Origin of the sequence: Citrobacter sp. Cm038 (genome assembly GCF_030333105.1) — a bacterium.
GTDB classification, from domain to species: domain Bacteria; phylum Pseudomonadota; class Gammaproteobacteria; order Enterobacterales; family Enterobacteriaceae; genus Citrobacter; species Citrobacter murliniae.
This window is the reverse complement of sequence record NZ_JAOWGO010000016.1, coordinates 262,263-286,629: the sequence shown is the minus strand read 5'-3', so window position 1 is coordinate 286,629 and position 24,367 is coordinate 262,263. Positions and strand designations below refer to the sequence as shown.

The 24,367-nt window shown below is 50.4% G+C and carries 20 protein-coding genes; 8 read left to right on the top strand and 12 right to left on the bottom strand.

The features are described from left to right. Nucleotides 1-13 precede the first annotated feature (13 nt). The 5 genes from mglA to folE all read right to left on the bottom strand — a co-directional run bounded on the left by mglA (nucleotide 14) and on the right by folE (nucleotide 6,033). Nucleotides 14-1,534 carry a galactose/methyl galactoside ABC transporter ATP-binding protein MglA gene (gene mglA, locus OGY01_RS03620; RefSeq protein ID WP_045445012.1) on the bottom strand — a complete coding sequence of 507 codons (1,521 nt, stop codon included), beginning with the start codon at nucleotides 1,532-1,534 and terminating at the stop codon, nucleotides 14-16. A 195-nt stretch (nucleotides 1,535-1,729) separates the two neighbouring features. After that, the gene (mglB, locus tag OGY01_RS03615) at nucleotides 1,730-2,728 is read right to left on the bottom strand and encodes a galactose/glucose ABC transporter substrate-binding protein MglB (RefSeq protein ID WP_045445015.1); all 999 of its coding nucleotides are present in this window, start codon (nucleotides 2,726-2,728) and stop codon (nucleotides 1,730-1,732) included. 296 nt (nucleotides 2,729-3,024) lie between these two features. Next, nucleotides 3,025-4,047, bottom strand: a complete 1,023-nt coding sequence (gene galS / locus OGY01_RS03610) for an HTH-type transcriptional regulator GalS (RefSeq protein ID WP_045445018.1) — start codon at nucleotides 4,045-4,047, stop codon at nucleotides 3,025-3,027. Nucleotides 4,048-4,191: 144 nt separating this feature from the next. Continuing rightward, nucleotides 4,192-5,349 (bottom strand): DUF418 domain-containing protein YeiB, encoded by a 1,158-nt coding sequence (gene yeiB / locus OGY01_RS03605; protein WP_286492441.1) that lies wholly within the window; start codon nucleotides 5,347-5,349, stop codon nucleotides 4,192-4,194. Nucleotides 5,350-5,364: 15 nt separating this feature from the next. Next, nucleotides 5,365-6,033: a GTP cyclohydrolase I FolE gene (gene folE / locus OGY01_RS03600; RefSeq protein WP_043000121.1), complete on the bottom strand. Its 669-nt coding sequence runs from the start codon at nucleotides 6,031-6,033 to the stop codon at nucleotides 5,365-5,367. Nucleotides 6,034-6,354: 321 nt separating this feature from the next. On the opposite strand from folE, the gene fghA reads away from it, so the two are divergent. Both fghA and OGY01_RS03590 read left to right on the top strand, forming a co-directional pair. Continuing rightward, on the top strand, nucleotides 6,355-7,191 hold the full coding sequence (fghA, locus tag OGY01_RS03595) for an S-formylglutathione hydrolase (protein ID WP_284096298.1): 837 nt from the start codon (nucleotides 6,355-6,357) through the stop codon (nucleotides 7,189-7,191). A 460-nt stretch (nucleotides 7,192-7,651) separates the two neighbouring features. Continuing rightward, nucleotides 7,652-9,637, top strand: coding sequence for a ligand-gated channel protein (locus OGY01_RS03590; protein WP_048221043.1), 1,986 nt, complete (start codon nucleotides 7,652-7,654; stop codon nucleotides 9,635-9,637). A 106-nt stretch (nucleotides 9,638-9,743) separates the two neighbouring features. On the opposite strand, the gene lysP is transcribed toward OGY01_RS03590, so the two are convergent. Then, nucleotides 9,744-11,213, bottom strand: a complete 1,470-nt coding sequence (gene lysP / locus OGY01_RS03585; protein WP_045445033.1) for a lysine-specific permease — start codon at nucleotides 11,211-11,213, stop codon at nucleotides 9,744-9,746. A gap of 207 nt (nucleotides 11,214-11,420) precedes the next feature. Further along, nucleotides 11,421-12,302, bottom strand: coding sequence for a DNA-binding transcriptional regulator YeiE (gene yieE, locus OGY01_RS03580; RefSeq protein WP_045445036.1), 882 nt, complete (start codon nucleotides 12,300-12,302; stop codon nucleotides 11,421-11,423). Between the two features lie 131 nt (nucleotides 12,303-12,433). On the opposite strand from yieE, the gene OGY01_RS03575 reads away from it, so the two are divergent. After that, nucleotides 12,434-13,483 carry a YeiH family protein gene (locus tag OGY01_RS03575; RefSeq protein ID WP_048221042.1) on the top strand — a complete coding sequence of 350 codons (1,050 nt, stop codon included), beginning with the start codon at nucleotides 12,434-12,436 and terminating at the stop codon, nucleotides 13,481-13,483. Between the two features lie 65 nt (nucleotides 13,484-13,548). Further along, nucleotides 13,549-14,406, top strand: a complete 858-nt coding sequence (gene nfo / locus OGY01_RS03570; RefSeq protein ID WP_286492438.1) for a deoxyribonuclease IV — start codon at nucleotides 13,549-13,551, stop codon at nucleotides 14,404-14,406. 47 nt (nucleotides 14,407-14,453) lie between these two features. Here nfo and hypT read toward each other — a convergent pair whose 3' ends face one another. Then, complete coding sequence (gene hypT / locus OGY01_RS03565; protein WP_286492437.1) at nucleotides 14,454-15,359, bottom strand: hypochlorite stress DNA-binding transcriptional regulator HypT; 906 nt, start codon at nucleotides 15,357-15,359, stop codon at nucleotides 14,454-14,456. 339 nt (nucleotides 15,360-15,698) lie between these two features. Between hypT and cuyB the strand changes: the two genes are divergently transcribed. Both cuyB and OGY01_RS03555 read left to right on the top strand, forming a co-directional pair. Further along, nucleotides 15,699-16,418 (top strand): cysteate racemase, encoded by a 720-nt coding sequence (cuyB, locus tag OGY01_RS03560; protein ID WP_045445049.1) that lies wholly within the window; start codon nucleotides 15,699-15,701, stop codon nucleotides 16,416-16,418. A gap of 77 nt (nucleotides 16,419-16,495) precedes the next feature. Beyond that, nucleotides 16,496-17,794 carry an anaerobic C4-dicarboxylate transporter gene (locus tag OGY01_RS03555; RefSeq protein ID WP_045445052.1) on the top strand — a complete coding sequence of 433 codons (1,299 nt, stop codon included), beginning with the start codon at nucleotides 16,496-16,498 and terminating at the stop codon, nucleotides 17,792-17,794. Between the two features lie 109 nt (nucleotides 17,795-17,903). On the opposite strand, the gene fruA is transcribed toward OGY01_RS03555, so the two are convergent. Genes fruA through fruB form a run of 3 tightly spaced genes read right to left on the bottom strand, consistent with a single transcriptional unit; the run spans nucleotide 17,904 to nucleotide 21,677 of the window. Beyond that, nucleotides 17,904-19,592 (bottom strand): PTS fructose transporter subunit IIBC, encoded by a 1,689-nt coding sequence (gene fruA / locus OGY01_RS03550; protein WP_045445055.1) that lies wholly within the window; start codon nucleotides 19,590-19,592, stop codon nucleotides 17,904-17,906. A gap of 16 nt (nucleotides 19,593-19,608) precedes the next feature. Continuing rightward, a complete protein-coding gene (fruK, locus tag OGY01_RS03545) occupies nucleotides 19,609-20,547 on the bottom strand; it encodes a 1-phosphofructokinase (RefSeq protein ID WP_003027446.1) in 939 nt (312 codons plus the stop codon). Next, nucleotides 20,547-21,677: a fused PTS fructose transporter subunit IIA/HPr protein gene (gene fruB, locus OGY01_RS03540; protein WP_286492435.1), complete on the bottom strand. Its 1,131-nt coding sequence runs from the start codon at nucleotides 21,675-21,677 to the stop codon at nucleotides 20,547-20,549. The genes fruK and fruB overlap by 1 nt, the downstream gene beginning before the upstream one ends. A 368-nt stretch (nucleotides 21,678-22,045) precedes the next feature. Here fruB and setB point away from each other — a divergent pair, with 368 nt between their 5' ends. Further along, nucleotides 22,046-23,227, top strand: coding sequence for a sugar efflux transporter SetB (setB, locus tag OGY01_RS03535; protein WP_200010120.1), 1,182 nt, complete (start codon nucleotides 22,046-22,048; stop codon nucleotides 23,225-23,227). 19 nt (nucleotides 23,228-23,246) lie between these two features. Here the strand turns inward: setB and OGY01_RS03530 are convergent, their stop codons facing one another. Next, nucleotides 23,247-23,501: a YkgJ family cysteine cluster protein gene (locus OGY01_RS03530; RefSeq protein ID WP_045445064.1), complete on the bottom strand. Its 255-nt coding sequence runs from the start codon at nucleotides 23,499-23,501 to the stop codon at nucleotides 23,247-23,249. Nucleotides 23,502-23,782: 281 nt separating this feature from the next. Here OGY01_RS03530 and yeiP point away from each other — a divergent pair, with 281 nt between their 5' ends. Beyond that, a complete protein-coding gene (gene yeiP / locus OGY01_RS03525) occupies nucleotides 23,783-24,355 on the top strand; it encodes an elongation factor P-like protein YeiP (protein ID WP_045445067.1) in 573 nt (190 codons plus the stop codon). The last annotated feature ends 12 nt before the right edge of the window (nucleotides 24,356-24,367 follow it).

The following is a 24,367-nucleotide window of genomic DNA, read 5'->3' as shown; positions in this document are numbered from 1 at the left end:
GGAGCCCCTAATCTTAAAGGTGCAAAGACGCAAGACGGAGAATTTCGTTTTGCGTTGTCGTTTTAGTTTCAACAATTCCAGCCACAAGACCATTGCTCATAACCAGAATACGATCGGTAATACCTAACAGCTCCGGCATTTCGGAGGAAATAATGATAATCCCCTTCCCTTTTTTCGCCAGCTCCGCAATTAACTGATAAATTTCAAATTTTGCACCAACATCGATCCCACGTGTTGGCTCATCCAGCATCAGTATTTCTGGCTGTGTTAACAACCAACGGCCAATAACTACCTTTTGCTGGTTGCCACCGGACAGTGAACCAATTTGTGTACGGTGACCTGGTGTTTTCACCCTCATGGAGTCAATTACCCATTGGGTATCGCTTTTCATACGGGTATTATCCAACAGGCCAACTTTATTTTTATAGTTTTGGATATTGGATATTAACGAGTTAAAACCGATATCCAGATAAGCATAAATGCCCGTTGAGCGACGTTCTTCCGTCACCAGCGCAAAACCATGGTTAATGGCTTCATTCGCACTGTGGTTATTAATTTTTTTGCCGTGTAGCGTAATCGTACCTGATGATTTCTCACGAATACCAAAAAGTGTTTCAACAATATCTGTGCGTTTTGCACCAACCAGACCGGCAATGCCAAGGATCTCCCCTTTATGCAGGTCAAAAGAGATATCACGAATCGACGGCTGACGCAGAGATGTCAGGTTACGCACTTCCAGAATCACTTCGCCAGGCTTGTTCTCTTTATCCGGGAAACGTTGGTTCAGCGAACGTCCCACCATCATGGCGATGATCTTATCCATATCCAGCCCTTCCAGTGGCTGGGTCGCAATCCACTGACCATCACGTAGCACGGTAATTTCATCGCACAACTGGAAGATTTCTTCCATTTTGTGAGAAATATAAACGATACCGCATCCACGCTCTTTCAGTTTACGAATAATCGTGAACAGATGATTAACCTCTTTCTCCGTCAAAGACGAGGTAGGTTCATCCATGATGACGATTTTGGCATCGTACGAAAACGCTTTAGCAATTTCTATCATCTGCATTTGCGAAACTGACAATGTACCGACGCGCGCACGCGGATCGATATCAATATCCAGTTCATCAAATATCGCTTTGGTATCCCGGTACATTTTATCCTGGTCAACAAACATGCCTTTGGTGGGATAACGCCCTAGCCACATGTTGTCCATTACGGAACGTTGTAATACCAGGTTCAATTCCTGGTGTACCATCGAGATACCATTTTCAAGCGCTTCTTTAGCAGAATGAAAATCGATTTCTTTACCCTGAAATAAAATACTACCGGAATCTTTTTGATAGATTCCAAAAAGACATTTTAATAATGTTGACTTTCCAGCTCCATTCTCCCCCATTAAGGCGTGAATAGAATGTGGGCGGACTTTTAAATTGACATTATCAAGAGCCTTAACGCCGGGAAAGGACTTGTTGATGCCGCTCATTTCCAACAAGTATTCGCCTGACGACTGAGTATTAGTGCTGACCATAATTATACCTTGTTGGCCTTGCTGAGTGCGTAATTGAGGGCGCAACAGAATTGCGCCCACAGACATATACACTAAAAAATTCGAGTTGCAGGAAGGCGGTGAGTGAGTGAGTCCCCAGCCACATAGATAACTATGTAACTGGGGTGAACGAGCACAACCAACGCACAGGCAACTTGATGTATGGTGTGTATAGACTTATTTATTGGTGAACTCAGCCAGATTGTCTTTATCGACACCTACATACGGAACGCGAACAATTTTGTTCTCAATTTTCCAGGTTGTGCCGTCTGCCGCACCTTTGCCTTCAGCCAGGTTTTTCGCCAGATCGAAGGTTGCTTTCGCCTGGTTATTGGCGTCGTTCAGCACGGTACCGGCCATTGCGCCAGATTTCACCAGAGCCAGAGCTTCAGGCAACGCATCCACGCCAAATACCGGAACGCTGGTTTTGTTGTGTGCTTTCAGCGCTTCAACTGCACCCATTGCCATTGCGTCATTATTCGCAATCACAACTTCAATTTTGTTGGCGTTTGGACCGGACATCCACGCATCCATTTTATCTTTCGCCTGAGCGGTATCCCACATGGCGGTATCTAACTGCAGCTGCTCAGTTTTAATGCCTTTGTCGTTCAGCTCTTTAATCACGTAGGTAGTACGTGCTTCAGCATCCGGATGTCCCGGCTCGCCTTTCAGCAGAACAAACTGAATTTTACCGTCTTTGTTCAGATCCCAGTTCGGGTTTGCTGCCCAGTGTTTAGCAATCAAATCACCCTGGATGATGCCAGATTCTTTAGAGTCGGTACCGACATAGAAGGCCTTGTCATAGCTGTCCAGCGCTTTACGTGAAGGTTCTTTGTTGAAGAACACAATCGGTACGTTCTGACCACGAGCTTTCTCAATTACCGTGCCTGCTGCAGCCGGGTCAACCAGGTTGATAGCCAGTGCTTTAACGCCTTTAGCCAGCAATACATCAATCTGATCGTTTTGCTTGGATTGATCGTTCTGGGAGTCGTTCATCAGCAACTGGACATCTGGCGCCGCTTTGGCATCTTTCTCAATAGCCTTACGCACCACAGACATAAAGTTATCGTCATACTTATAAATCGTCACACCAATGCGGGTATCAGCAGCGTGCGCAGCCGCGCCGAATAACATGCTTGCCATTACAGCAGACAGGGTCAACACCTTCTTATTCATGGTATCTCCGGTTTTATTATGCAGGGTAGTACTTGAGATAAATGCTCGGCAGGGCAGAACGTTACTAAACTGTTACTGAACGCCGAAGCTCACTTTTAAAAATATTTCTTCCGTGTCTGGCAACGCTCCAAAAACAGGCTTTAATTTTTGTTTAAGACGCCTATACCTCGATGAAAGTGATTATTCACCGTTACATAGTAGTTACAGCGCAACAAACAGTGTCATCATAGCTATGGCATTGTTAAGATACTGTGAATTTACTCACATATTGAAAACGGTTACATCGAGTGACATTATCAGTTAGTGATCGGTGCCGCATTCTGCCGCAACGCCACAGAATGACGACGCACCAGCGTTGGCATAAAGCAATGGGTCGCCGCAGGATCCAACGTACCCGCAGCGCCTTGTAGTGCGAGCTCTGTCGCCATTTTTGCCATTGATGCAATAGGATAGCGCACGGTCGTCAGCTGCGGATCGGTGTAACGCGCAATAGGGATATCATCGAAACCAATGATAGACAGATGTAACGGAATGGCGATACCGTTGTCTTTTAGCGCAGTAAGCGCCCCGGCGGCCATATTGTCGTTGTAAGCGAAGACCGCCGTCAGTTGCAAATTACGTCCCAGCAGTTCCACCATCGCTGATTCTCCGCCCTGCATATCGGGCGAACCGGTGCCAACCCAGCTTTCTGCCGGAGTAATTCCGTTTTCTTTCAACGCGCTTAGCCACCCTTCTCTACGCATCGCGTCATCTTCAATACGATGACTTGACGCCAGATACCCTATGCGTTGGTGCCCGTTATTGAGCAGCATACGGGTCGCCATTTTGGCCCCGCTGATATTGTCCAGGCAGACACAACGGTGGGCGTAGCCCGGCACAATACGGTTGATCAATACCATTCCGGGGATCTGATCCATAAACTCCCCCAGTTCCTGGTCACTCAACGCTTTTGAGTGAACAATCAGCGCGTTACAACGCTGACGGATCAGGACTTCGATGGCATGACGTTCTTTTTCTGCTTCATGATAACTGTTACCAATCAGCACATACTTCTGATGCTGCTGGGCAACCATATCTACGGCTTTCACCAGCGCACCAAAGAACGCATCTGAAACATCCATCACCACTACACCAATAGTGTCACTCACCTGCGTGGCCAGCGCTTGCGCATTAGCATTGGGCCGATAGCCTAGCTGAGTCACTGCCTTCATTACCGCTTCGCGAGTATCTGGACTCACCAACGCGCTGTTATTCAGTACGCGGGAAACGGTCGCCACAGAAACGCCAGACTGACGTGCCACATCACGTATGGTGATCATATTCACTACCCTGTTTGAGATTGCGGTTGCCCACAGACACCCTGGATTGTGTATTTTGTCAGCACGATGAATAGCACTGCGTGAGTCATGTCACAGGAATGAAAACGCTTACATCCGTTTTGTTAATGAATGTGATCCAGATCGTTATCTGGATGTTCCCGGCAATGACGACCCTGAGGCACGCAGGGTTAATTGACGCCACAGCCACTCCACCGGACCTTGCCGATAAAAACGTAGCCAAATGACGGAGAAAAGAAGGTTTATAGTCCAAACAGGGATAACGAAATACAGCAGTTCCAGCCGGTCAAACTTCATAAACAGACCAAACTGATAGAACAGTGTGGTGCAGATGAGCGTTTGCAGAAGATAATTGGTCAATGCCATGCGTCCTACGCAGGCAATGGCAATAACAAATTTAAAGCGGTTAAGTTGCGGCCAGAAACCAAACATCAATGCGGCGTAACCGATAGTCTGAAACGGTGCGCTCAGTTCTCGCGGGGCTTGTAACAGAAAAGCACACCAGCGATATGCCCACTCCAGATGCCATTGGGCGACGATAGCCGGCAGGTTAATCGCCATTCCGATGATGACCAACAACGCGCCGGTACGACGATAATGCGACAAACTGTATTGTCCTTTCAGCCAGCCGCTGCGCATCAATGCCGCGCCGAGCAGCATCATTCCCGCAAGCTGCCAGCCGTACTGCGCCCCCAGTGCCAGCAGGCTGTTCGACAGCATATCCACGCGGTTACTGACCGCTTCCATACCGCCGTTAATCTTCCAGAACTTTTCATACAGCAGTGCAGAGGCATCCGGCGTCCAGGCCCGGCTGGTTTCGCCCCCGGAAATAACGCCAAGCAGCAGCAATACGCCGATACCTACGAGGTAGAGCAGCACACCGGTATTAAACAGGCTTTTGACCGAAGGAGCGTCGCGGATCAGCCGCCAGCAGATAAGACCAATTAAGCCGTATGCCAGCAGGATATCGCCATCCCATAATAATAAGCCGTGAATAAAACCCAGCAAAACTAGCAGAGTGAGTCGCGACTGGATCCAGCGTTTGCCGCGCGGCAACAGCATTTGCAGGCCTGCGCCGAACAACAGCGCAAAAAGAGTAAGGAACTTCACCTGCGCGAAGAGATCAAGCACCGCCCAGGTCCAGGCATCCGACAGGGTAATGTTGCCATACCAGGCAGGGTTCAGGTATGCCGCCTTCGGCAAACCAAAGGCGCTAATATTGAGAAGCAGGATACCAAGGATGGCAACGCCACGAATAAAATCCAGCGTGACATTACGCTCCATGGTTCCCTGCCCTAATCAGTTGTGGTGACGCACGGCGCGCAGGAATTCCTGACGCGTATTCTGGCTGGACTTAAACAGCCCGCCAAGCGAGGTGGTAGTGGTCGCACTGGTCGCATCACGGATACCGCGCGCTTTCACGCAGTAATGCACCGCATCAATTGAAACCGCCACATTATTAGTACCGAGCAGCGTTTGCAGCGCGGTCAAAATTTGCTGAGTCAGACGTTCTTGTACCTGTGGACGCTGCGCAAAGAATTGCACAATGCGATTAATCTTCGACAGGCCAATCACAGACTCTTTCGGGATGTACGCCACCGTCGCTTTGCCATCAATTGTGACAAAGTGATGCTCACAGGTGCTGGTCAGCGTGATATCACGAACCGTGACCATCTCATCAACCTTCATTTTATTTTCAATGACGGTAATTTTCGGGAAGTTCGCGTAATCGAGACCGGAGAAAATCTCATCAACATACATTTTAGCGATGCGATGTGGGGTTTCCATCAGACTGTCATCGCTCAAATCAAGATTGAGCAATTGCATAATCTCGGTCATATGGCCGGAGATAAGACGTTTGCGCGTTTCGTTATCCATCTCATGCACGGGCGGGCGCAACGGGGTTTCGAGACCACGTGCGACCAGCGCTTCATGAACCAGGGCCGCTTCTTTACTGAGTGATGACATTTCTTCTTCTCCTGCAGGTGTGGCGCCTCTGCCCTGCGTGGGGCAAAGTTTTTAGGCTGTGTCACAGCCAGAACATTGTGCGTGAGGCGGCGCACATAATCCAGTATTCACCGCGATAATTATTGAAATTGGCGCAGCCTGTTAATGCACAGATCCTACTTGCCGTTCAACCCGGTGAGTATGAGTGTTAATGTAAAGTTATATAGATGATGAAGTATGTTTGCCCAATGCGGAAGTGAAAGTTACTCACAGTGCAATGAATAATCTGTATTATGATGGGTTCGCAAACACATTCAGATTCGACACAACAAGGAGCCACGCATGGAAATGCTTGAAGAGCACCGCTGTTTTGAAGGCTGGCAGCAACGCTGGCGTCACGACTCCGCTACGTTAAATTGCACCATGACTTTCAGCATTTTTCTCCCTCCGCCGCGCGATAACACCCCGCCTCCGGTACTGTATTGGTTGTCGGGTCTGACCTGCAATGATGAGAATTTTACTACCAAAGCAGGCGCGCAGCGTATTGCAGCTGAGTTGGGGATTGTTCTGGTGATGCCAGATACCAGCCCGCGCGGTGAACAGGTGGCCAATGATGACGGGTACGATTTAGGTCAAGGTGCCGGATTTTATCTCAATGCCACACAGCAGCCATGGGCTTCGCATTTCCGCATGTATGACTACTTGCGCGATGAGCTTCCGGCACTGGTTCAGTCACAGTTTAACGTCAGCGATCGCTGCGCCATCAGCGGACACTCCATGGGCGGTCACGGCGCACTGATTATGGCGCTGAAAAACCCCGGTAAATACACCAGTGTTTCCGCGTTTGCGCCAATCGTAAACCCATGCCGTGTTCCGTGGGGAGAAAAGGCATTTAGTGCCTATCTGGGCGATGATAAGACGACCTGGGCCGCATGGGATAGCTGCGCGTTAATGTTAGCCAGTAAGCCAGAAGATGCCATTCCAACACTCATCGATCAGGGTGACAGCGATCAGTTCCTTGCCGATCAACTTCAACCTGCGGTGCTGGCAGAAACGGCTCGTCAGACGGCGTGGCCGATGACGTTACGCATTCAGCCCGGATACGATCATAGCTATTATTTTATTGCGTCGTTCATTGAAGATCATCTGCGCTTCCACGCACAATATCTGTTGAAGTAACGCACTGAGGGCGTCCGCCCTCTTTGTTTCTCCATCATTTCCTCATTTTTTCTCCATTTTTATTTTGCCGCTATCTCATTGACTGAAAAAGCTTTTCCTTGTCAATCATATCAAACACAAATGATTCCAATTATCATTTGTGTTTACAAACATTCACACTTTTGTACAATCTCCTAGCTTCTTTACTTAAAAGAGTCCTTAAAAGACAAATACATATAATTGTCATGGCCTTTGTCATGACGAGTTGATCGTTACCCTAAGAATTCGAGTTGTAGGACAAAATGCAATTGCATTTTGAACAGTGCTGGCCCCGAAGGGGTGAGGCCCTCTTGCCGGATCATGCGGCAGGGGAGTAAATCCCAGGAACGCACATAATTACGTTCCTGGGGTGAACGAGCTTAGTCAGCACACCTGCAACTTGAAGTATTACGGGTAAATTCATTTAAATGGAATGATACAAATGACTATACCTCACGTTAAGGCTGTTGCTGCCGCAGTATGCGTCGCCAGTCTCCCATCACTCGTCTATGCTGCTGACCAGGATACCGTCGTTGTTACAGCCACCGGGTTTGAGCAAAAAATTCAGGACGCCCCCGCCTCTATTTCTGTGATCACCAAGCAGCAGATAGAGGATAAAGCTTACCGTGATGTCACCGATGCGCTAAAAGATGTACCTGGCGTCGTCGTAACAGGTGGTGGTAGCAGTAGCGATATCAGCATTCGCGGGATGGCTTCGCAATACACGCTTTTCCTGGTAAACGGTAAACGTATCAGCACGCGTGGTACACGTCCCAACAGCGATAACTCTGGCATTGAGCAAGGCTGGCTCCCCCCGCTGGAATCCATTGAACGTATCGAAGTGATCCGTGGCCCTATGTCTTCGCTCTACGGCTCTGATGCAATGGGCGGCGTCATCAACGTAATTACCAAAAAAGTCTCGAATACCAAAGCCTGGACCGGCTCCTTGCATGGCGATGCAACTTTCCAGGAAGACCGGGATTCTGGCGATATTTACCAGACTAACGCCTATGCTTCCGGGCCGCTGATTGACGGGTTACTCGGCGCAAAAGTCACCGGTTTATTCTCTCACCGTGCGGAAGATGAAATCGTCAATGGTTACAATGAGCAGCGTATGCGTAGCGGGGGATTAACCCTGAACTTTACGCCGGATGATAAAAACGATATTGACTTCGATTACGCACGTGAACTGCAGGATCGCGACAGCACGCCAGGCAAGTCAATGGCCGCAGAGAGCTGCCGCAACGGCACCTGTAAGCCAAACAGCAAAAGCGAAAGCAAGTATGTGCACACCACCTATTCATTAACCCACAGCGGTTACTATGACGACTTCAATACCACCAGCTATGTTCAGCAGGAAGAGAGCGAGAATCCCGGTCGCCAGATGAAGTCCTACAACACCATCTTCAATAACCAGAACCAGATCTTCCTCGGGGCACATACCCTGACGGCGGGTGGACAGTACCGTTATGAAAAACTGCGCGATAACGGTAACCAGTTGCAAGCGGCAGATGGTCTGAACAAGCTAACTCGCTGGAGCTGGGCGCTGTTTGCCGAAGATGAATGGGCCGTTACCGATACCTTTACGCTGACCGGTGGTCTGCGTATGGACAAAGATGAAAACTACGGTGATAACTGGACGCCGCGTGGCTATGGCGTATGGCATCTTAGCGATCAATGGACCTTAAAAGGCGGTGTTTCAGCAGGCTATCGTGCACCAGACCTGCGTCAGTCATCTGCCAGTTGGGGACAGGTCACCGGCGGTGGTCGCCTGAACGGTATCATTGTAGGTAACCCGGATCTGAAACCGGAGAAAAGCCTGAGTGAAGAAATCGGGTTGCTGTGGGACAACGGTAACGACCTCAACGCAGGCGTCACTCTGTTCAACACTGACTTCAAAAACAAAATTACCGAAGTTCGCCGCTGTAACAGCAGTTCCGATCCTGCCTGCACCATCGGCACAACCAGTTACGATTTTGTCAGCGATCGGGTTAACGTTGATAAAGCCAACATGCGCGGCGTAGAGTCCACCTTCGGCTGGAAGATTACCTCTGACCTCAACTGGACAGCTAACTACACCTACACCGAGTCTGAGCAGAAAAGCGGTCAGTTCTCTGGTCAGCCGCTGAATAAAATGCCAAAACATATGTTTAACACTACGCTGGACTGGCAGGCTACGCAGGATATCGGCTTCTGGAGCCGTCTGAACTTGCGCGGTAAAACATCCGAGTACCTGAGCCGTACCTCAATGGCACAAGGAACCCCTTCCTATACTCAGGTTGACGTCGGCTTGCGTTACTACGCCAACAAAGATCTGTTGCTGACTGCTGGCGTGTATAACGTTCTGGATAAGCAAATCAATTACGATACCTACGACACCGTTCTCGATGGTCGTCGCTATACCGTTGGCCTGACTTACAACTTCTAAGTACAGTGCAATAAAAAACCCCGGCACGAATAATGCCGGGGTTTTTGTTATTTTGTCTGCCGGATGACGGCATAAATGCTGGATCCGGACAGGTCTGTCTAACAGGTTATTTCTTCACTCGCCCCGGGAAGTGCATTTCGCTGTAGCGAACAAAATGGGTTCCTTTTGTCAGCTTGTAGCCAAACCAGATAATCAGGAACAGCGGGATACCGATATAGGTTGCCATCACACCGCCCCAGTCAATGGTATCTTTCAGGAATGCTTCGTAGTTTTGTCCCAGCGTAATAATCAGGCACAACACGAAAGCAAAGATCGGACCCAGCGGGAAGAAACCTGAACGATACGGCAGATCCTTCACATCATGCCCCTGCAGCACATAGCCACGACGGAAACGATAGTGGCTAATGGCAATCCCCAGCCAGGCGATAAAGCCCGTCATCCCGGAGGTATTCAGCAGCCACAGGTACACAGTCTGGTTGCCAAACATTGAAGTCAGGAAGCACAACCCTGCCACCACCGTGGTCGCATATAACGCATTACGCGGTACACCGCCACGAGACAGCTTAGCGAAAATACGCGGCGCTTTACCATCACATGCCAGGGTATAAAGCATACGCGTTGACGCATACATCCCGGAGTTACCCGCCGACAATACCGCTGTCAGGATAACGGCGTTCATCACCGCCGCCGCAGAAAGCAGGCCGGCGTGCTGGAATACCAGCGTGAACGGACTGACGCTGATGTCTTTAACATCATTGCGCAGCAGGCTTGGGTCAGTGTATGGAATAATCAGGCTGATGATCAAAATAGCGAACACATAGAACAACAGGATTCGCCAGAACACCTGACGCACAGCGCGAGGAATGTTCTTCTCAGGATCTTCAGATTCGCCTGCAGCGATACCAATCAACTCGGTGCCCTGGAAAGAGAAACCGACGATCATCGCCACGCCAATCATCGCCGCAAAACCACCGGCAAAAGGAGCCTCACCTGTCGTCCAGTTGCTCCAGCCCACCGGTTGAGCGCCTTTAAAGATACCGACGATCATCATCACGCCAACCACAATGAAGATAATAACGGTGGTAACTTTGATCAGCGAGAACCAGTACTCCGCTTCACCAAAACCCCTGACCGAGATGTAGTTCAGCAGGAAGATGACGCACAGGAACAACGCACTCCAGATCCAGCCGGGCGTATCCGGGAACCACCAGCTCATCACCAGTTGTGCAGCCACAAGGTCAACGGCAATGGTTACCGCCCAGTTGTACCAGTAGTTCCAGCCCAGCGCGAAGCCAAAGCCTTCTTCTACATAGTTCTGACCGTAGGTGGAGAACGAACCGGAAACCGGCATATACGCGGCTAATTCACCAAGACTGGTCATCAGGAAGTACACCATCAGACCAATCAGAATATAGGAAAACAGCGCGCCGCCAGGACCCGCCGCAGAAATGGTTGCACCAGATGCAACGAAAAGACCCGTACCGATGGAGCCACCAATGGCAATCATCGTCAGGTGACGCGCTTTCAGTTCACGACGTAGCGTGGGCGCTTCTGTGGTTTTAGTTTCGGAAACCATGTGAAAATGCTATCCATCCAAAAAATGAGGCGCGATTGTAGCAGACGAAACGGCATTCTTCCGGCACAAATGCGCTGTTATAAGAGACCTTCATGACTGGCCGCGGATTATAAGTAAAGCAGAGATTTGAAAGCGTGCAGACCAGATAAACATAGCCCCATCAGGTAAGAGCGTGTCGGCACTACCTGCTTCCGCCACACCTGCGCCTTACCCGGCCTGTTCCACCTGATCGCTATAACGTAAAAAACGCAGCAGCGCATTGGAGAGGTGTTTTTGACGATGATGGACACGCCAGAGAGTGCGAACTAACCGCGGTAGTGGCACGGGAACTTCGCTCAGCGTTCCGGCCCGCAACTGTTCCTCAATGACACGACGCGACAGACAGCTAATACCTAATCCATGACGCACAGCATGTTTAATCGCTTCTGAATTACCCAGCTCCATGGCCATTTGAAACCTCGGCAAATGCGACAACAGCAGGTAATCAACAAGCTCACGCGTACCGGAACCACGCTCGCGGAGGATCCAGGGCGACGCTGCCAGTTGTTCCAGCGTAACGGGCCCCTTCGTTAATGGCGAAGACGGCGCAGCAAAGACCACCAGCTCATCTTCCAGCCACGGTTCAGAGATAATTTCCGTGCTGTGGCAAGGGCCTTCGATAAGCCCAATGTCTACCCGAAAATCCAGTACCGCGTTGATAACATCCTGACTGTTGCCCACGCTCAGCTCCAGTGGCAAATCAGGAAAATCCTGCCGGTAGCGGGCGATCATGGCAGGAAGAATGTAATTACCAATGGTGCTGCTGGCGTATACGCGAATAGCGCCATTATCTTCACGAAAAAGCTGCTCAATTTCAGTTGTTTGCTCAAGCAGCGCCAGCGCGCGAGGATAGAGTAATCGCCCGTGCTCATTAACGACCAGGCGCTTACCCACGCGGTCAAATAGCTGGACACCAAGTTGCCCCTCTAAATCGGTAAGCGCGGCGCTAACCGCCGACTGCGACAATGACAACATCACAGATGCCTGAGTCGTCGAGCCGCTTTTCAGTACCTCAGCAAACACTTCAAGTTGTCGTAGGGTGATATGCATAGTCATTTTCCACCAGGTAGCCGTGCTTACCACTTATAAAGATTAATTATAAATATATAATCAATTTTATTTTTAAGCCACTTCACCTTACTATTTTGTCAAAGATTTCATTCCAATTCACAGGAGGGGTCATGACAGAACTCGCCCTACAGAATCATCGACGTACAGTGTGGCATTTTATTCCGGGGCTTGCCCTGAGTGCAGTTATCACCGGGGCCGCTTTGTGGGGTGGTTCCATTCCCGCCGTAGCGGGTGCCGGGTTCAGCGCCCTCACCTTAGCCATTTTATTGGGGATGGTTCTCGGTAATACCGTCTATCCACACATCTGGAAAAGCTGTGACGGTGGCGTACTGTTTGCCAAACAACATTTATTACGCCTGGGGATAATCCTCTACGGCTTTCGCCTCACATTCGCGCAGATTGCTGACGTTGGCGTCAGCGGTATCGTGATCGATGTGTTGACGCTGACCAGTACCTTTATGCTTGCCTGTTTCCTTGGGCAGAAAGTGTTTGGCCTGGATCGGCACACCAGCTGGCTCATTGGTGCCGGGAGCAGCATTTGCGGTGCAGCCGCGGTGCTGGCAACAGAACCGGTAGTCAAAGCAGAAGCCAGTAAAGTGACGGTCGCTGTCGCAACTGTGGTTATCTTCGGTACGATTGCAATCTTCCTGTACCCGGCAATGTATCCACTGCTGGCGCACTGGTTTAGCCCGGAAACCTATGGGATTTACATTGGCTCTACCATGCATGAAGTAGCACAGGTTGTCGCCGCCGGACATGCAATTACCCCGGACGCAGAAAACGCGGCAGTGATTGCAAAAATGTTGCGCGTTATGATGCTGGCTCCATTCCTCATCATCCTGGCTGCCCGTGTGAAACAGCTGTCTCCGGCGACCGGAGGGGAAAAAAGTAAAATCACTATTCCGTGGTTTGCCATCCTGTTTATTGTGGTTGCGATTTTCAACTCGTTCCACCTGCTACCGAAGTCCGTAGTGGACATGCTGGTTACGCTGGATACAGTTCTGCTGGCGATGGCGATGGCCGCACTTGGGCTTACCACTCACGTCAGTGCACTGAAGAAAGCAGGTGCTAAACCCTTACTGATGGCGCTTGTTCTGTTTGTCTGGCTGATTGTGGGCGGCGGTGCGATTAACGTTGCCATCCACGCGCTGATGGCATGATCGATCACGACTAACCCTTGTTAACCCGCTATACTCTCCCCTTTTGAGTATGGCGGGTTTAACTTATGAAATATATTGGAGCGCACGTAAGCGCCGCTGGCGGTCTGGCTAACGCCGCTATTCGAGCCGCGGAAATCGAAGCGACCGCATTCGCCCTGTTCACCAAAAATCAGCGCCAGTGGCGCGCCTCGCCGTTGACGACCGAAGTCATAGATGACTTTAAGTCAGCCTGCGAGAAGTACCATTTTTCTCCGGCACAAATCCTGCCTCACGACAGCTACCTGATTAACCTCGGACACCCGGTGAGCGACGCGCTGGAAAAATCACGCGATGCCTTTATTGATGAAATGCAGCGCTGTGAGCAGCTTGGCTTATCTCTGCTTAACTTTCACCCTGGTAGCCATTTGATGCAGATCCCGGAAGATGAGTGCCTGGCGCGGATCGCGGAGTCGATCAATATTGCCCTCGCTCAGACTCAGGGCGTGACGGCAGTCATTGAGAATACCGCCGGGCAGGGCAGTAATCTTGGGTTTAAGTTTGAGCATCTGGCGGCCATTATTGATGGCGTAGAAGATAAAACCCGTGTCGGTGTCTGCATCGATACCTGCCACGCCTTCGCTGCCGGATACGATCTACGCACTACTGCCGAGTGCGAAAAGACCTTTGCGGAATTTGAACGCATCGTCGGCTTTAATTATTTACGCGGGATGCATCTCAACGATGCCAAGAGCACATTTGGCAGCCGTGTTGACCGCCACCACAGCTTAGGCGAAGGCAACATCGGTCACGATGCCTTCCGCTGGATCATGCAGGACAAGCGTTTTGACGGTATTCCACTGGTACTTGAGACCATCAACCCTGATATCTGGGCAGAAGAGATAGCCTGGCTGAAAGCCCAGCAAACAGAAAAAGCAGTCGCGTAACATCGTTCCCGCGCGCCAGACTAACTGGCGCGCCTCAGAAGCGAAAATCAAAGCTCTGGCATATGGTTACGCAAGATGCCCCAGAAATTTTCAGCTGTTTTATTCAACCGGGTATCCATCCTGTAAATATAGGCCTGAATTGGCACCATTAGCTCCGGTACCGCCAGTGAAACCAACCGTTTTGTGCGCAGTTCGTTAACAATCGACCATGCGGGTAACCAGGCGATACCATGTCCATCAAGCGCCATATTTTTCAGCAACTCACTCATCGAAGACATAAATAACGTGCGTCCCGTAATTCTGCCCACTTCCGCCAGATGGCGGTTAACCAACCGCCCCATATAAGATGTACTGGTGTAGTTCAATATCGGCACCTGCGGCTGCCAGATATCAAACAACGGTTTACCCTGCTCATCAGCAGCACAAACAGGGTACAGCTCTGATTCAAAAACTTTCAGGCCACAAAAAGGTGACTGCATCAGGTCTTCATCGCGAAATGAGATAATAAAATCACTTTTCCCTTCTCGCAGGGTGTTAACCGCCTGCACAACATCAATGGCCTCAACGTGATAAACAAATTCTTCGCCGTAGGCTGCCATCGAGTGAACTAATCTGGGTAGCATGGTAAGCGACAGCGAATGTGCCGCCGCAACTTTAATATTCGGCACGCCTAGCAAGTTATGACCGCTTAGCTCATCCAGATTACATTCCAGCTGTTGCAATAAGCTTCGTGTCTGCGAGTGAAACAACTTCCCCTCTTCCGTGAGTTGCAACGGCGAAGTGGTGCGATCAAATAACATGACTCCTACTGCCGACTCGAGCGCTTTGATCCGTCGGCTAAATGCTGGTTGAGATATATTACGTTGCTCAGCAGCCTGGGAAAAATGACGACAGGCTTCCAGTGTCAAAAAATCATATAACCATTTTGTCTCGATGTTTTTCATATCGGTCACACAGGTATTTAAATATGTCCATGAGCATATAACATCATGCCTGAGAATTTCAGGACATATCATTGACTCTCAGCAATTAGTGATTCGTTTTTTGCATGACACCTTCGTTTTTGACATTAACCTCCTGATGGTTTCTCCCATATGTTCGCGCTCGATTCTGACCAGAACCCATACTCTTTGCCGGGCGCTGGCATTCTGCCCCTGACTCAACACTCACAATCATGCGGTTTTTGCATTACAGCAAACATTATTGCATTTCTCATCGCCGTCATCAGCTGTTAAACATTAGCGAAAGAAAAAATACAGATTATTTATTAACGGTTAAATGAGGTATAAATCGTGAAAGGTTTAATTGGCGTACTTGGCGGAATGGGTCCTGCTGCAACCGTCGATCTTTTTAATAAATTTGTCACTTATACGGCAGCACAGTGCGATCAGGAACATATTCCATTAATTATTTCATCTATTCCTGATATTCCCGACCGGACCGATGCTCTGATGCATCATGGTCGCTCCCCTCTTCCCGCTATGCGTGATTATCTGCATAAACTGGAAGATGCCGGGGCGGAGTGTATTGTGATTCCCTGTAATACCGCCCATTTTTGGTTCAACGAATTAAAAGATTCCTGCCATATAGACCTGCTAAGCATTGTTGATACAACGATGAATGAGGTTGAAAAATGCAGAAAAACCCGTATTGGGCTGCTGGCAACCAACGCCACACTCTACATGGGACTTTATCAAAAAGGTATAGAATCTCTTGGCTTAAGCTGCATCAGTCCTGATACGTCCAGTCAGGAAAAAGTGATGGAAAGTATTTATTGCTTAAAAGCAGGTGATCTTAAGCACGCGCAAAAAATGATGCTTGAACAAGCCGAAATACTTTTCTCACGCGGTGCTGAAGTTATCGTTCTGGGCTGTACGGAAGTTCCTGTGATCCTTGCCGAAGCGGTTAAACAGTCACCGGATAAATATATTGATTCAACCGGATCATTAGTTCGTGCAGGTATTAAGTGGTACGAAAAAAGAGTAGGAAAGCACCATCTCCTGGCGCAATAAAAAACAAACCTAACTAAATAAACATATTAACTAAACACTCACCTTTAACGACAAATTATTGTCTGGCGGAGATCATTATGATTTGGCTAGAAATTATCGTGGTATTAGGATCAATATTTTTTGGTATTCGTCTCGGCGGGATTGGCATTGGTTTATGCGGTGGACTGGGACTGGCAATTCTGACGCTGGGATTTGGTCTTTCCATCGGTTCCCCGCCCGTAGATGTTATTCTTATTATTATGACGGTTGTTGTAGCAGCATCTGCACTACAGGCCGCAGGAGGCATGGATTATCTGGTACGCATCGCCGGCAATTTTATGCGACGAAATCCAAAATATATTAATATTATTGCGCCAATTATTACCTGGTCGATGACCATTATGGCGGGAACCGGGTTTATCGTCTTTTCTACCTTGCCGGTAATTGCAGAAGTGGCAAAAGAATCCGGCATACGTCCCTCTCGCACGCTAGCTGGCTCCGTAGTCGCCTCCCAAATTGCGATATCTGGCTCGCCGATTAGCGCCGCCATGGCCGCGATGCTGACGATCATGGAAGGGAATGGCGTCAGCTTTATTCAGGTAATGGCGGTTTGTCTTCCGGCCTCATTCGTTGCCGCGATGGTTGCCGCATTAATCGCTTCACGCCAGGGATGCGAGCTGGAAGATGACGAAGTATATCTGGAGCGTCTGCAAAAAGGTCTGGTCCGTAAATATGAAGGGCAGCACAGCACTACGCCGGGAGCCAGGCTTTCTGTCGGCCTGTTTATGCTGGCAACAGTCGTCATCGTTATTCTTGCCGCATGTCCTCAGCTACGCCCCGGCTTCGACATCGGTAGCCCAATGAATACGCGGGATATCATTATTATCTGCATGCTGTCCGCCGCTTGCCTGATGGTGGTGTTGTGTAAAACATCCACAGATTCCATTGTGCTGACATCCACTTTTCGCGCGGGCATGAGCTCACTGGCAGTAATTCTCGGGATCGTAACGCTGGGCACAACATTTATTGATGCGCATCTGGCGGAGATTAAAAGTATCGCGGGCGATATTCTGCAGGCCTATCCGATGCTGTTGGCACTGGTACTCTTTGGTACCTGCGCGCTCCTCTATTCACAAGGAGCAACCACGCCACTGATTATCCCTCTTGCCGTCGCCCTCGGTGTACCAACCTGGGCCATACTAGCTTCGTACGTCGCGGTAACCGGGGTGTTTGTTCTGCCAACTTACCCCACGTCGCTGGCAGCAATGGAATTCGACACCACAGGGACAACGCGGGTTGGCAAGTATGTCTTAAACCATCCGTTTATGTTGCCAGGGTTAGGCGGCATTATTGCTGGTGTTGCCTTTGGCTTTATCATTGCACCCATGATTGCCTGAACCGCATAGCAAAAGGATTCGTTATGCCTCGCCCCATAGAATTTCAATGGATAACGCTTTAAGCATAAAAAAAGGGCAGAGAAATCTCTGCCCTTTGATGAGAGGAGGGTTATGCCGCTTTAGCGACAGCGTCCTCTTCCGGACGTTTCAGGAACGCATAGGCCAGACCCGCAACCAGCGTACCTGCGATAATTGCCAGCAGATATCCAAGAACCGGTGTAATTGCGCCAGGAATCAGCAGTACGAACAGACCACCGTGCGGAGCCATCAGCTTAGCACCTACCGCCATGGAGATTGCTCCGGTCAACGCACCACCGACGATACAGCACGGCAGAACACGCATCGGGTCACGGGCTGCGAACGGAATCGCCCCTTCGGTAATGAAGCACAGACCCAGAACCAGAGCGGCTTTCCCCCCTTCCTGTTGTGCTTTGTCGAATTTACGACGCGCAACAAGGGTAGACAGACCCAGTGCCAGCGGTGGCACCATACCCGCAGCCATGATTGCAGCCATTGGCGCATACGTTTGTGTACTCAGCAGACCCACACCGAAAGCATATGCGGCTTTGTTTACCGGTCCCCCCATGTCAGTACACATCATACCGCCAAGAATTGCACCGAGTAGTACCGCATTCGCCGTCCCCATGGTTTGCAGCCAGTGAGTCAGACCTTCCAGGATGCCAGCAACCGGTTTGCCAATGAGGTAAATCATCGCCAGACCCACCACCAGGCTCGAGAGCAGTGGAATGATCAGGATCGGTTTCAGCGCTTCCATACTTTGCGGCAGTTTCAGCTTAGTGCTGATTAACTTCGCCAGGTAACCCGCAAGGAAACCGGCAATGATCCCGCCGATAAAACCGGAACCGGTGCTTACCGCCAACATACCGCCGATAAGACCCGGCGTCAGGCCAGGACGGTCGGCAATAGAGAACGCAATGTAACCCGCCAGAACCGGAACCATCAGCGCAAAGGCTGAGCCACCGCCAATCTGCATCAACGCCGCTGCCAGCGTGTTAGGCTCTTTAAATGCTTCAATACCAAACGCGAAAGACAGCGCAATACACAGGCCACCGGCAACCACCATTGGCAGCATGTAAGAAACGCCCGTCAGCAGGTGACGGTATGCGCCAGCACTCTCTTTCTTACCCTGTGTCGCTGTAGACTGTCCTTTCCCCGCAGGCTGGTAGAGGGTCGCTTCGTCGACGGCTTTATCCAGCTCTTGCTTCGTTTTCTTCAGTGCCAGACCGGTCGAGGTACGGTACATCGGTTTTCCGGCAAATTTCGCCAGATCCACTTCAATATCAGCAGCCACGATCACCAGATCAGCTTCGGCAACTTCTTCCGGGGTTATGGCATTACCCGCCCCAACAGAGCCACGGGTTTCAACCTTCACCCACCAGCCGCGTTTTTTGGCCTCGGTTTCAATGGCTTCAGCAGCCATAAAAGTATGCGCTACGCCCGTTGGGCAGGCCGTTACCGCAACCACACGTTTCGGACCACTGCTTGCCACAGGTGCGGCAGCAGCTGGCGCGCTGTAGGGTTTTGCATGACTTTTCGCTTCGCTAAGGAATAACTCAGGATGAGCAACCGCACGACCAATATCACCCAACCAGACATTTTTTCCGTTCAGCGAAGTGTCATTCGGGAGTTTGTCGCCCAGAACAATCGCCAGCTCAGCATCATTAGGATTATCAATAATATCCAGATGCGCCTTATGCGCCGCCGCTCCAAGCAGGGTTTTCGCCATGTAAGCACGAGCCTGGCCGAGATTAGCGTCAATAATCAGCAGCGTTTTCATTATGCCTCTCCTGCTGTCAGTTAAACGGTTTTAAGTCGACACGCGCCATCATTGCGGCCAACTGAGGACGATCGGTAATACCCACATTACTTTGACTTACGGCCAGTGCAGCCACAGCGGTCGCCAGACGTAAGGTGTGTTCACTGGACTCACGCATCAGCAGGCCGTAAATCAGGCCGCCGACCATTGAGTCTCCCGCACCTACGGTGCTGACCACCTCAACGGATGGCGGTTTCGCAATCCATTCGCCTGAAGCGTTAACCCACAGCGCACCTTCCGCACCGAGTGAAATCACCACATGAGCGATACCCTGCTCGCGCAGTGCATGTGCAGCATCAATAACATCTTTCATTTCCGGCAGTTTACGGCCAGCCCAGATCTCCAGCTCGCGGCGGTTAGGTTTTACCAGCCACGGCGCCGCTTTCAGACCCGCGACCAGTGCTTCACGGCTACTATCAAAGATAATGCATGGACACTGGCTGCGCAGGCGCGTCATCCAGTCGGTGAATGCTTCCGGACTAACACCGGTTGGCAAGCTGCCGCTGACACACACCATGTCGAACTGCCCCAACCAGCTCAAGGAGTCATTCACAAAGCGTTCCCAGTCGGCTGGGGTGACTTCAAAACCAGAGAAATTGAAGTCTGAAACTTCGCCGTCTTTTTCAGTCAGTTTGACGTTAATACGGGTACGCCCCTGCACCACCTGAAAACGGTTAGCAATACCCAATTCGCTGAACAGTTGCTGAAAGCCATCCTGGTTGTCTTTACCCAGGAAACCGCCAACCGTAACGTCGATACCCAGATCTTTCAGAACTTTCGCGACGTTGATGCCTTTTCCAGCCGCGTGCAGACCGGTCGTTTTAACCAGGTTAACTTCACCGCGTTCAATTTCCGGGCAAAAACCGACAAGGTCGTAAGCCGGGTTCAGGGTGATAGTTGCAACACGTCTGCTCATTACGCGCCCTCCCCAAGACCTGCCGCGATAGCATCGCCAATCGCTTTCAGCGCCTGTTCAGCATCATCACCCTGTGCGGTAAAGCGCAGGTGATGTCCTTTCTTCACGCCTAAGGCAACGACTTTCATCAGACTACGTCCATTTGCCGGTTTTCCGGTTCCATCAAGATTTGTCACGGTAATTTCACTGTTAAATTGTTTAATCGTATTCACCAGCATGGTGCCCGGACGGGCGTGTAAACCATGCTCATTGCGCACCACAAACTCAGCGCTCAATACATCGTCAGTTAATGCGTCATCGCTGGTCAGCAGCGCCAGCACGGTAGCTGCGTCAGCTTTCAGTAAACGTTCAGCTTTATTGTTCAACAACAGATCGCCAAGGCGCTTCAGCACCGCAACGGGCTGCTCATCATTCATAGCAACGGTAATCAACGCCGCAGCCGTTTCACCTTGAACCTCAAATGCGTTGGCCGCACGACTGACCGCGATCGCGCTGCGCACATTGCCTTCAGCACAGTCATTCAGCCAAATCCCTTGACCGAGATTCATCGGTTGTTCGTTAATCGCTCTGGTGACGAATGTCGCATCGACCGCTCCAGCTTCTTTCAGCCGTGCAGCATTCAGCGCCTGCAGCGTCATCAGAGAGTTGGCGGCAACGTCCAGCGTCAGCATGTCATTATCAAGCTTCAGCTGTTCACTTTGCTTTTCGCCCATCAGTAAGGCGCGCAGTTCTTCTGCTGTAGTGGCTGATTTCAGTTGCTCAGCCACCGAATCATCACTCAGCACGTGCGTCAGTTGGCGCAGTAAACCGAGGTGTTCATCCGAGCTGGCTGCAATACCGATAGCCACATACGCGACCTGGTCTTCACCCCAGGTCACGCCTTGCGGGAACTGAAATACCTGCACACCGGTTTTCAGCACGCGGTCGCGCGTATCCGTTGTACCGTGAGGTATAGCAATACCGTTGCCAAGGAAAGTGGATGTCTGTTGTTCGCGTGCCAGCATGCCATCGACGTAGCCCTCCGCGACGTTGCCCGCTTGAACTAACGCGGCTGCAACCTGACGAATGGCCTCTTCTTTGTTTCCGGCCTGCTCGCCCGGGTGTATATCCTGAACAGATAACTGGAACATGGTTCTCCTCTCCTGCTGAATTGAAACGATTCAGCTAACATGAGAAAAAAGGCGCCACCCGACTCCATCATTTAAAATCTGATAGCGCTGAAACGTTTCAAGAAGTTTTGCTCTTTCTGCTTCAGCACGCAAGTAAAGTTGTAGATTTGCTTGCTGAATTTAGATGTAACGCACATTTTTTCTTCTATGTGTGAAAATTGCTGACGCAAAAAACAGGGTTACCCTATCAGGTTCAGCATCGTCAGCATGCTGTTTTCTCAGACTGAAATGCGATTTTGATTTTTCATGCTGATTTTGATTTAGCTCCTTGTTTGTTTTCTGACAAGCAGCGTAAACTCCGCCTCTCTTCACACCACTGATATCGAAACATGCATAACACCCCCGTAGCCGCCACACCAAAGGCGTTTGATTTAACGTCTTCGGCGTTTTTGCTTGTCGCTTTTCTGACGGGTATTGCTGGCGCATTGCAGACTCCTACACTCAGCCTTTTTCTGACCGATGAAGTCCATGCCCGCCCAGGGATGGTGGGTTTCTTTTTTACCGGCAGTGCCGTCATCGGCATCCTGGTAAGTCAGTTTCTGGCCGGGCGCTCTGATAAAAAAGGCGATCGCAAGAACCTGATTGTTTTTTGCTGTGTGCTGGGGATGCTGGCCTGCGTGTTGTTTGCCTGGAACCGTAACTATTTTATTTTGCTGTTTGTCGGTGTTTTTCTCAGTAGCTTTGGCTCTACCGCTAACCCACAAATGTTTGCCCTCGCCCGCGAACATGCCGACCGCACAGGCCGGGAAGCCGTGATGTTCAGCTCAATTTTACGCGCACAGGTTTCACTGGCATGGGTGATCGGTCCCCCTCTGGCCTACGCACTGGCGATGGGGTTCAGCTTTACGGTGATGTATCTCAGCGCTGCGGTCGCATTTATTATCTGCGGCGTCATGGTCTGGCTGTTCTTACCGTCCATGAACAAAAACGTCCCACTGGCAACCGGCGTAGTCGAGGCTCCAAGGCGTAATCGTCGTGATACGCTTCTGCTTTTTGCAATCTGCACATTAATGTGGGGCACCAACAGCCTCTATATTATTAATATGCCGCTGTTCATCATCAACGAACTGCACCTGCCGGAAAAACTCGCAGGCATCATGATGGGTACCGCCGCCGGGCTGGAAATACCGACAATGCTGATCGCCGGATACTTTGCTAAACGGCTGGGCAAACGCCTGTTAATGCGGTTCGCTGTAGTCGCCGGTTTTTTATTTTATGCCGGTATGTTGCTGGCGCACTCACCGGTTATTTTGCTCGGTTTGCAACTATTGAACGCGATTTACATCGGCATTCTCGGCGGAATTGGGATGCTCTATTTTCAGGATTTAATGCCGGGACAGGCTGGTTCAGCCACCACCCTGTATACGAACACCATCCGCGTGGGGTGGATTATTGCAGGTTCGCTGGCGGGCATTGCCGCTGAAATCTGGAATTATCATGCCGTGTTCTGGTTCGCGCTGGTGATGATTATCGCCACCGTATTTTGCCTCGCGCGCATCAAAGACGTTTAAGAGCCTGATGGGACTGGCTCTAGGGTGCGGTCAGCGCTTCGAGTTCAATAAGATACAGCATTGCCTGGTGCGTTGTTTGCCCGCACATTTCCGCGCTGGGCTGCAAACCTGCACACACTTTTGGGCGCAACTCAGAACCAAAGAGTTTACAGCGCAGTGATTCATCAAGCTGAACGCACGGTGTATTGGCAGGCTTGCCATCAGGCATGCCAGGGATAGGGCTGGAGATAGAAGGCGCAGTGCAACATGCACCACAATCCGGACGGCATTCCATACAGTATTCTCTTTAACGTAAACCATCGGATGGTGCAGGTAGCGAACAGTATACACACAATCACTCAATAAGCATCGGGGCAGCAAGTGAATGAGTCCCGGAAGCGTACACGTAAGACGCCCCTGGAGTTATAAGCGCAGCCAACAAAGAGGCAACGTCAAGGATGATGTGTGTATCCCCTTTTTTGCACCAGCAAAAGTGACAATTCCGCTTGCCTGAATGGCCCGGCGCGAGTAGTTTGACGCGATATTTTAGACACTCCCCACTACAGGATTTTTTCGATGCCAAGAGCGAACGAAATTAAAAAAGGTATGGTACTGAACTACAACGGCAAACTGCTGATTGTAAAAGATATTGATATTCAATCACCAACCGCACGCGGTGCAGCTACGCTGTACAAAATGCGTTTTTCTGATGTCCGTACCGGTCTGAAAGTTGAAGAGCGCTTCAAAGGCGACGATATCGTAGATACCGTTACGCTGAGCCGCCGTGGCGTTGATTTTTCCTACGTTGATGGCAACGAATATGTCTTTATGGATAAAGAAGACTATACCCCGTATACCTTCACCAAAGACCAGATTGAAGAAGAGCTGCTGTTCATTCCGGAAGGCGGGATGCCGGACATGCAGGTTCTGACCTGGGACGGCCAACTGCTGGCGCTTGAACTGCCACAGACCGTAGATCTGGAGATCGTTGAAACGGCACCGGGCATCAAAGGCGCTTCAGCAAGTGCGCGTAACAAACCCGCCACTCTGAGCACTGGTCTGGTGATCCTGGTTCCTGAATATCTGAGTGCGGGTGAAAAAATCCGTATTCACATTGAAGAACGCCGCTATATGGGCCGTGCAGACTAACTTTTCGCAGCG

What these genes read in the sequence shown, in the direction of transcription:
- OGY01_RS03555 (WP_045445052.1), top strand. Translation starts at nt 16,496, where the DNA reads ATGATTTGGCTAGAAATTATCGTGGTATTAGGATCAATATTTTTTGGT.
- OGY01_RS03530 (WP_045445064.1), bottom strand. Translation starts at nt 23,501, where the DNA reads ATGGAATGCCGTCCGGATTGTGGTGCATGTTGCACTGCGCCTTCTATC.
- fruB (WP_286492435.1), bottom strand. Translation starts at nt 21,677, where the DNA reads ATGTTCCAGTTATCTGTTCAGGATATACACCCGGGCGAGCAGGCCGGA.
- mglA (WP_045445012.1), bottom strand. Translation starts at nt 1,534, where the DNA reads ATGGTCAGCACTAATACTCAGTCGTCAGGCGAATACTTGTTGGAAATG.
- OGY01_RS03575 (WP_048221042.1), top strand. Translation starts at nt 12,434, where the DNA reads ATGACAGAACTCGCCCTACAGAATCATCGACGTACAGTGTGGCATTTT.
- OGY01_RS03590 (WP_048221043.1), top strand. Translation starts at nt 7,652, where the DNA reads ATGACTATACCTCACGTTAAGGCTGTTGCTGCCGCAGTATGCGTCGCC.
- mglB (WP_045445015.1), bottom strand. Translation starts at nt 2,728, where the DNA reads ATGAATAAGAAGGTGTTGACCCTGTCTGCTGTAATGGCAAGCATGTTA.
- folE (WP_043000121.1), bottom strand. Translation starts at nt 6,033, where the DNA reads ATGTCATCACTCAGTAAAGAAGCGGCCCTGGTTCATGAAGCGCTGGTC.
- nfo (WP_286492438.1), top strand. Translation starts at nt 13,549, where the DNA reads ATGAAATATATTGGAGCGCACGTAAGCGCCGCTGGCGGTCTGGCTAAC.
- fghA (WP_284096298.1), top strand. Translation starts at nt 6,355, where the DNA reads ATGGAAATGCTTGAAGAGCACCGCTGTTTTGAAGGCTGGCAGCAACGC.
- galS (WP_045445018.1), bottom strand. Translation starts at nt 4,047, where the DNA reads ATGATCACCATACGTGATGTGGCACGTCAGTCTGGCGTTTCTGTGGCG.
- fruA (WP_045445055.1), bottom strand. Translation starts at nt 19,592, where the DNA reads ATGAAAACGCTGCTGATTATTGACGCTAATCTCGGCCAGGCTCGTGCT.
- lysP (WP_045445033.1), bottom strand. Translation starts at nt 11,213, where the DNA reads ATGGTTTCCGAAACTAAAACCACAGAAGCGCCCACGCTACGTCGTGAA.
- yeiP (WP_045445067.1), top strand. Translation starts at nt 23,783, where the DNA reads ATGCCAAGAGCGAACGAAATTAAAAAAGGTATGGTACTGAACTACAAC.
- yeiB (WP_286492441.1), bottom strand. Translation starts at nt 5,349, where the DNA reads ATGGAGCGTAATGTCACGCTGGATTTTATTCGTGGCGTTGCCATCCTT.
- setB (WP_200010120.1), top strand. Translation starts at nt 22,046, where the DNA reads ATGCATAACACCCCCGTAGCCGCCACACCAAAGGCGTTTGATTTAACG.
- yieE (WP_045445036.1), bottom strand. Translation starts at nt 12,302, where the DNA reads ATGCATATCACCCTACGACAACTTGAAGTGTTTGCTGAGGTACTGAAA.
- fruK (WP_003027446.1), bottom strand. Translation starts at nt 20,547, where the DNA reads ATGAGCAGACGTGTTGCAACTATCACCCTGAACCCGGCTTACGACCTT.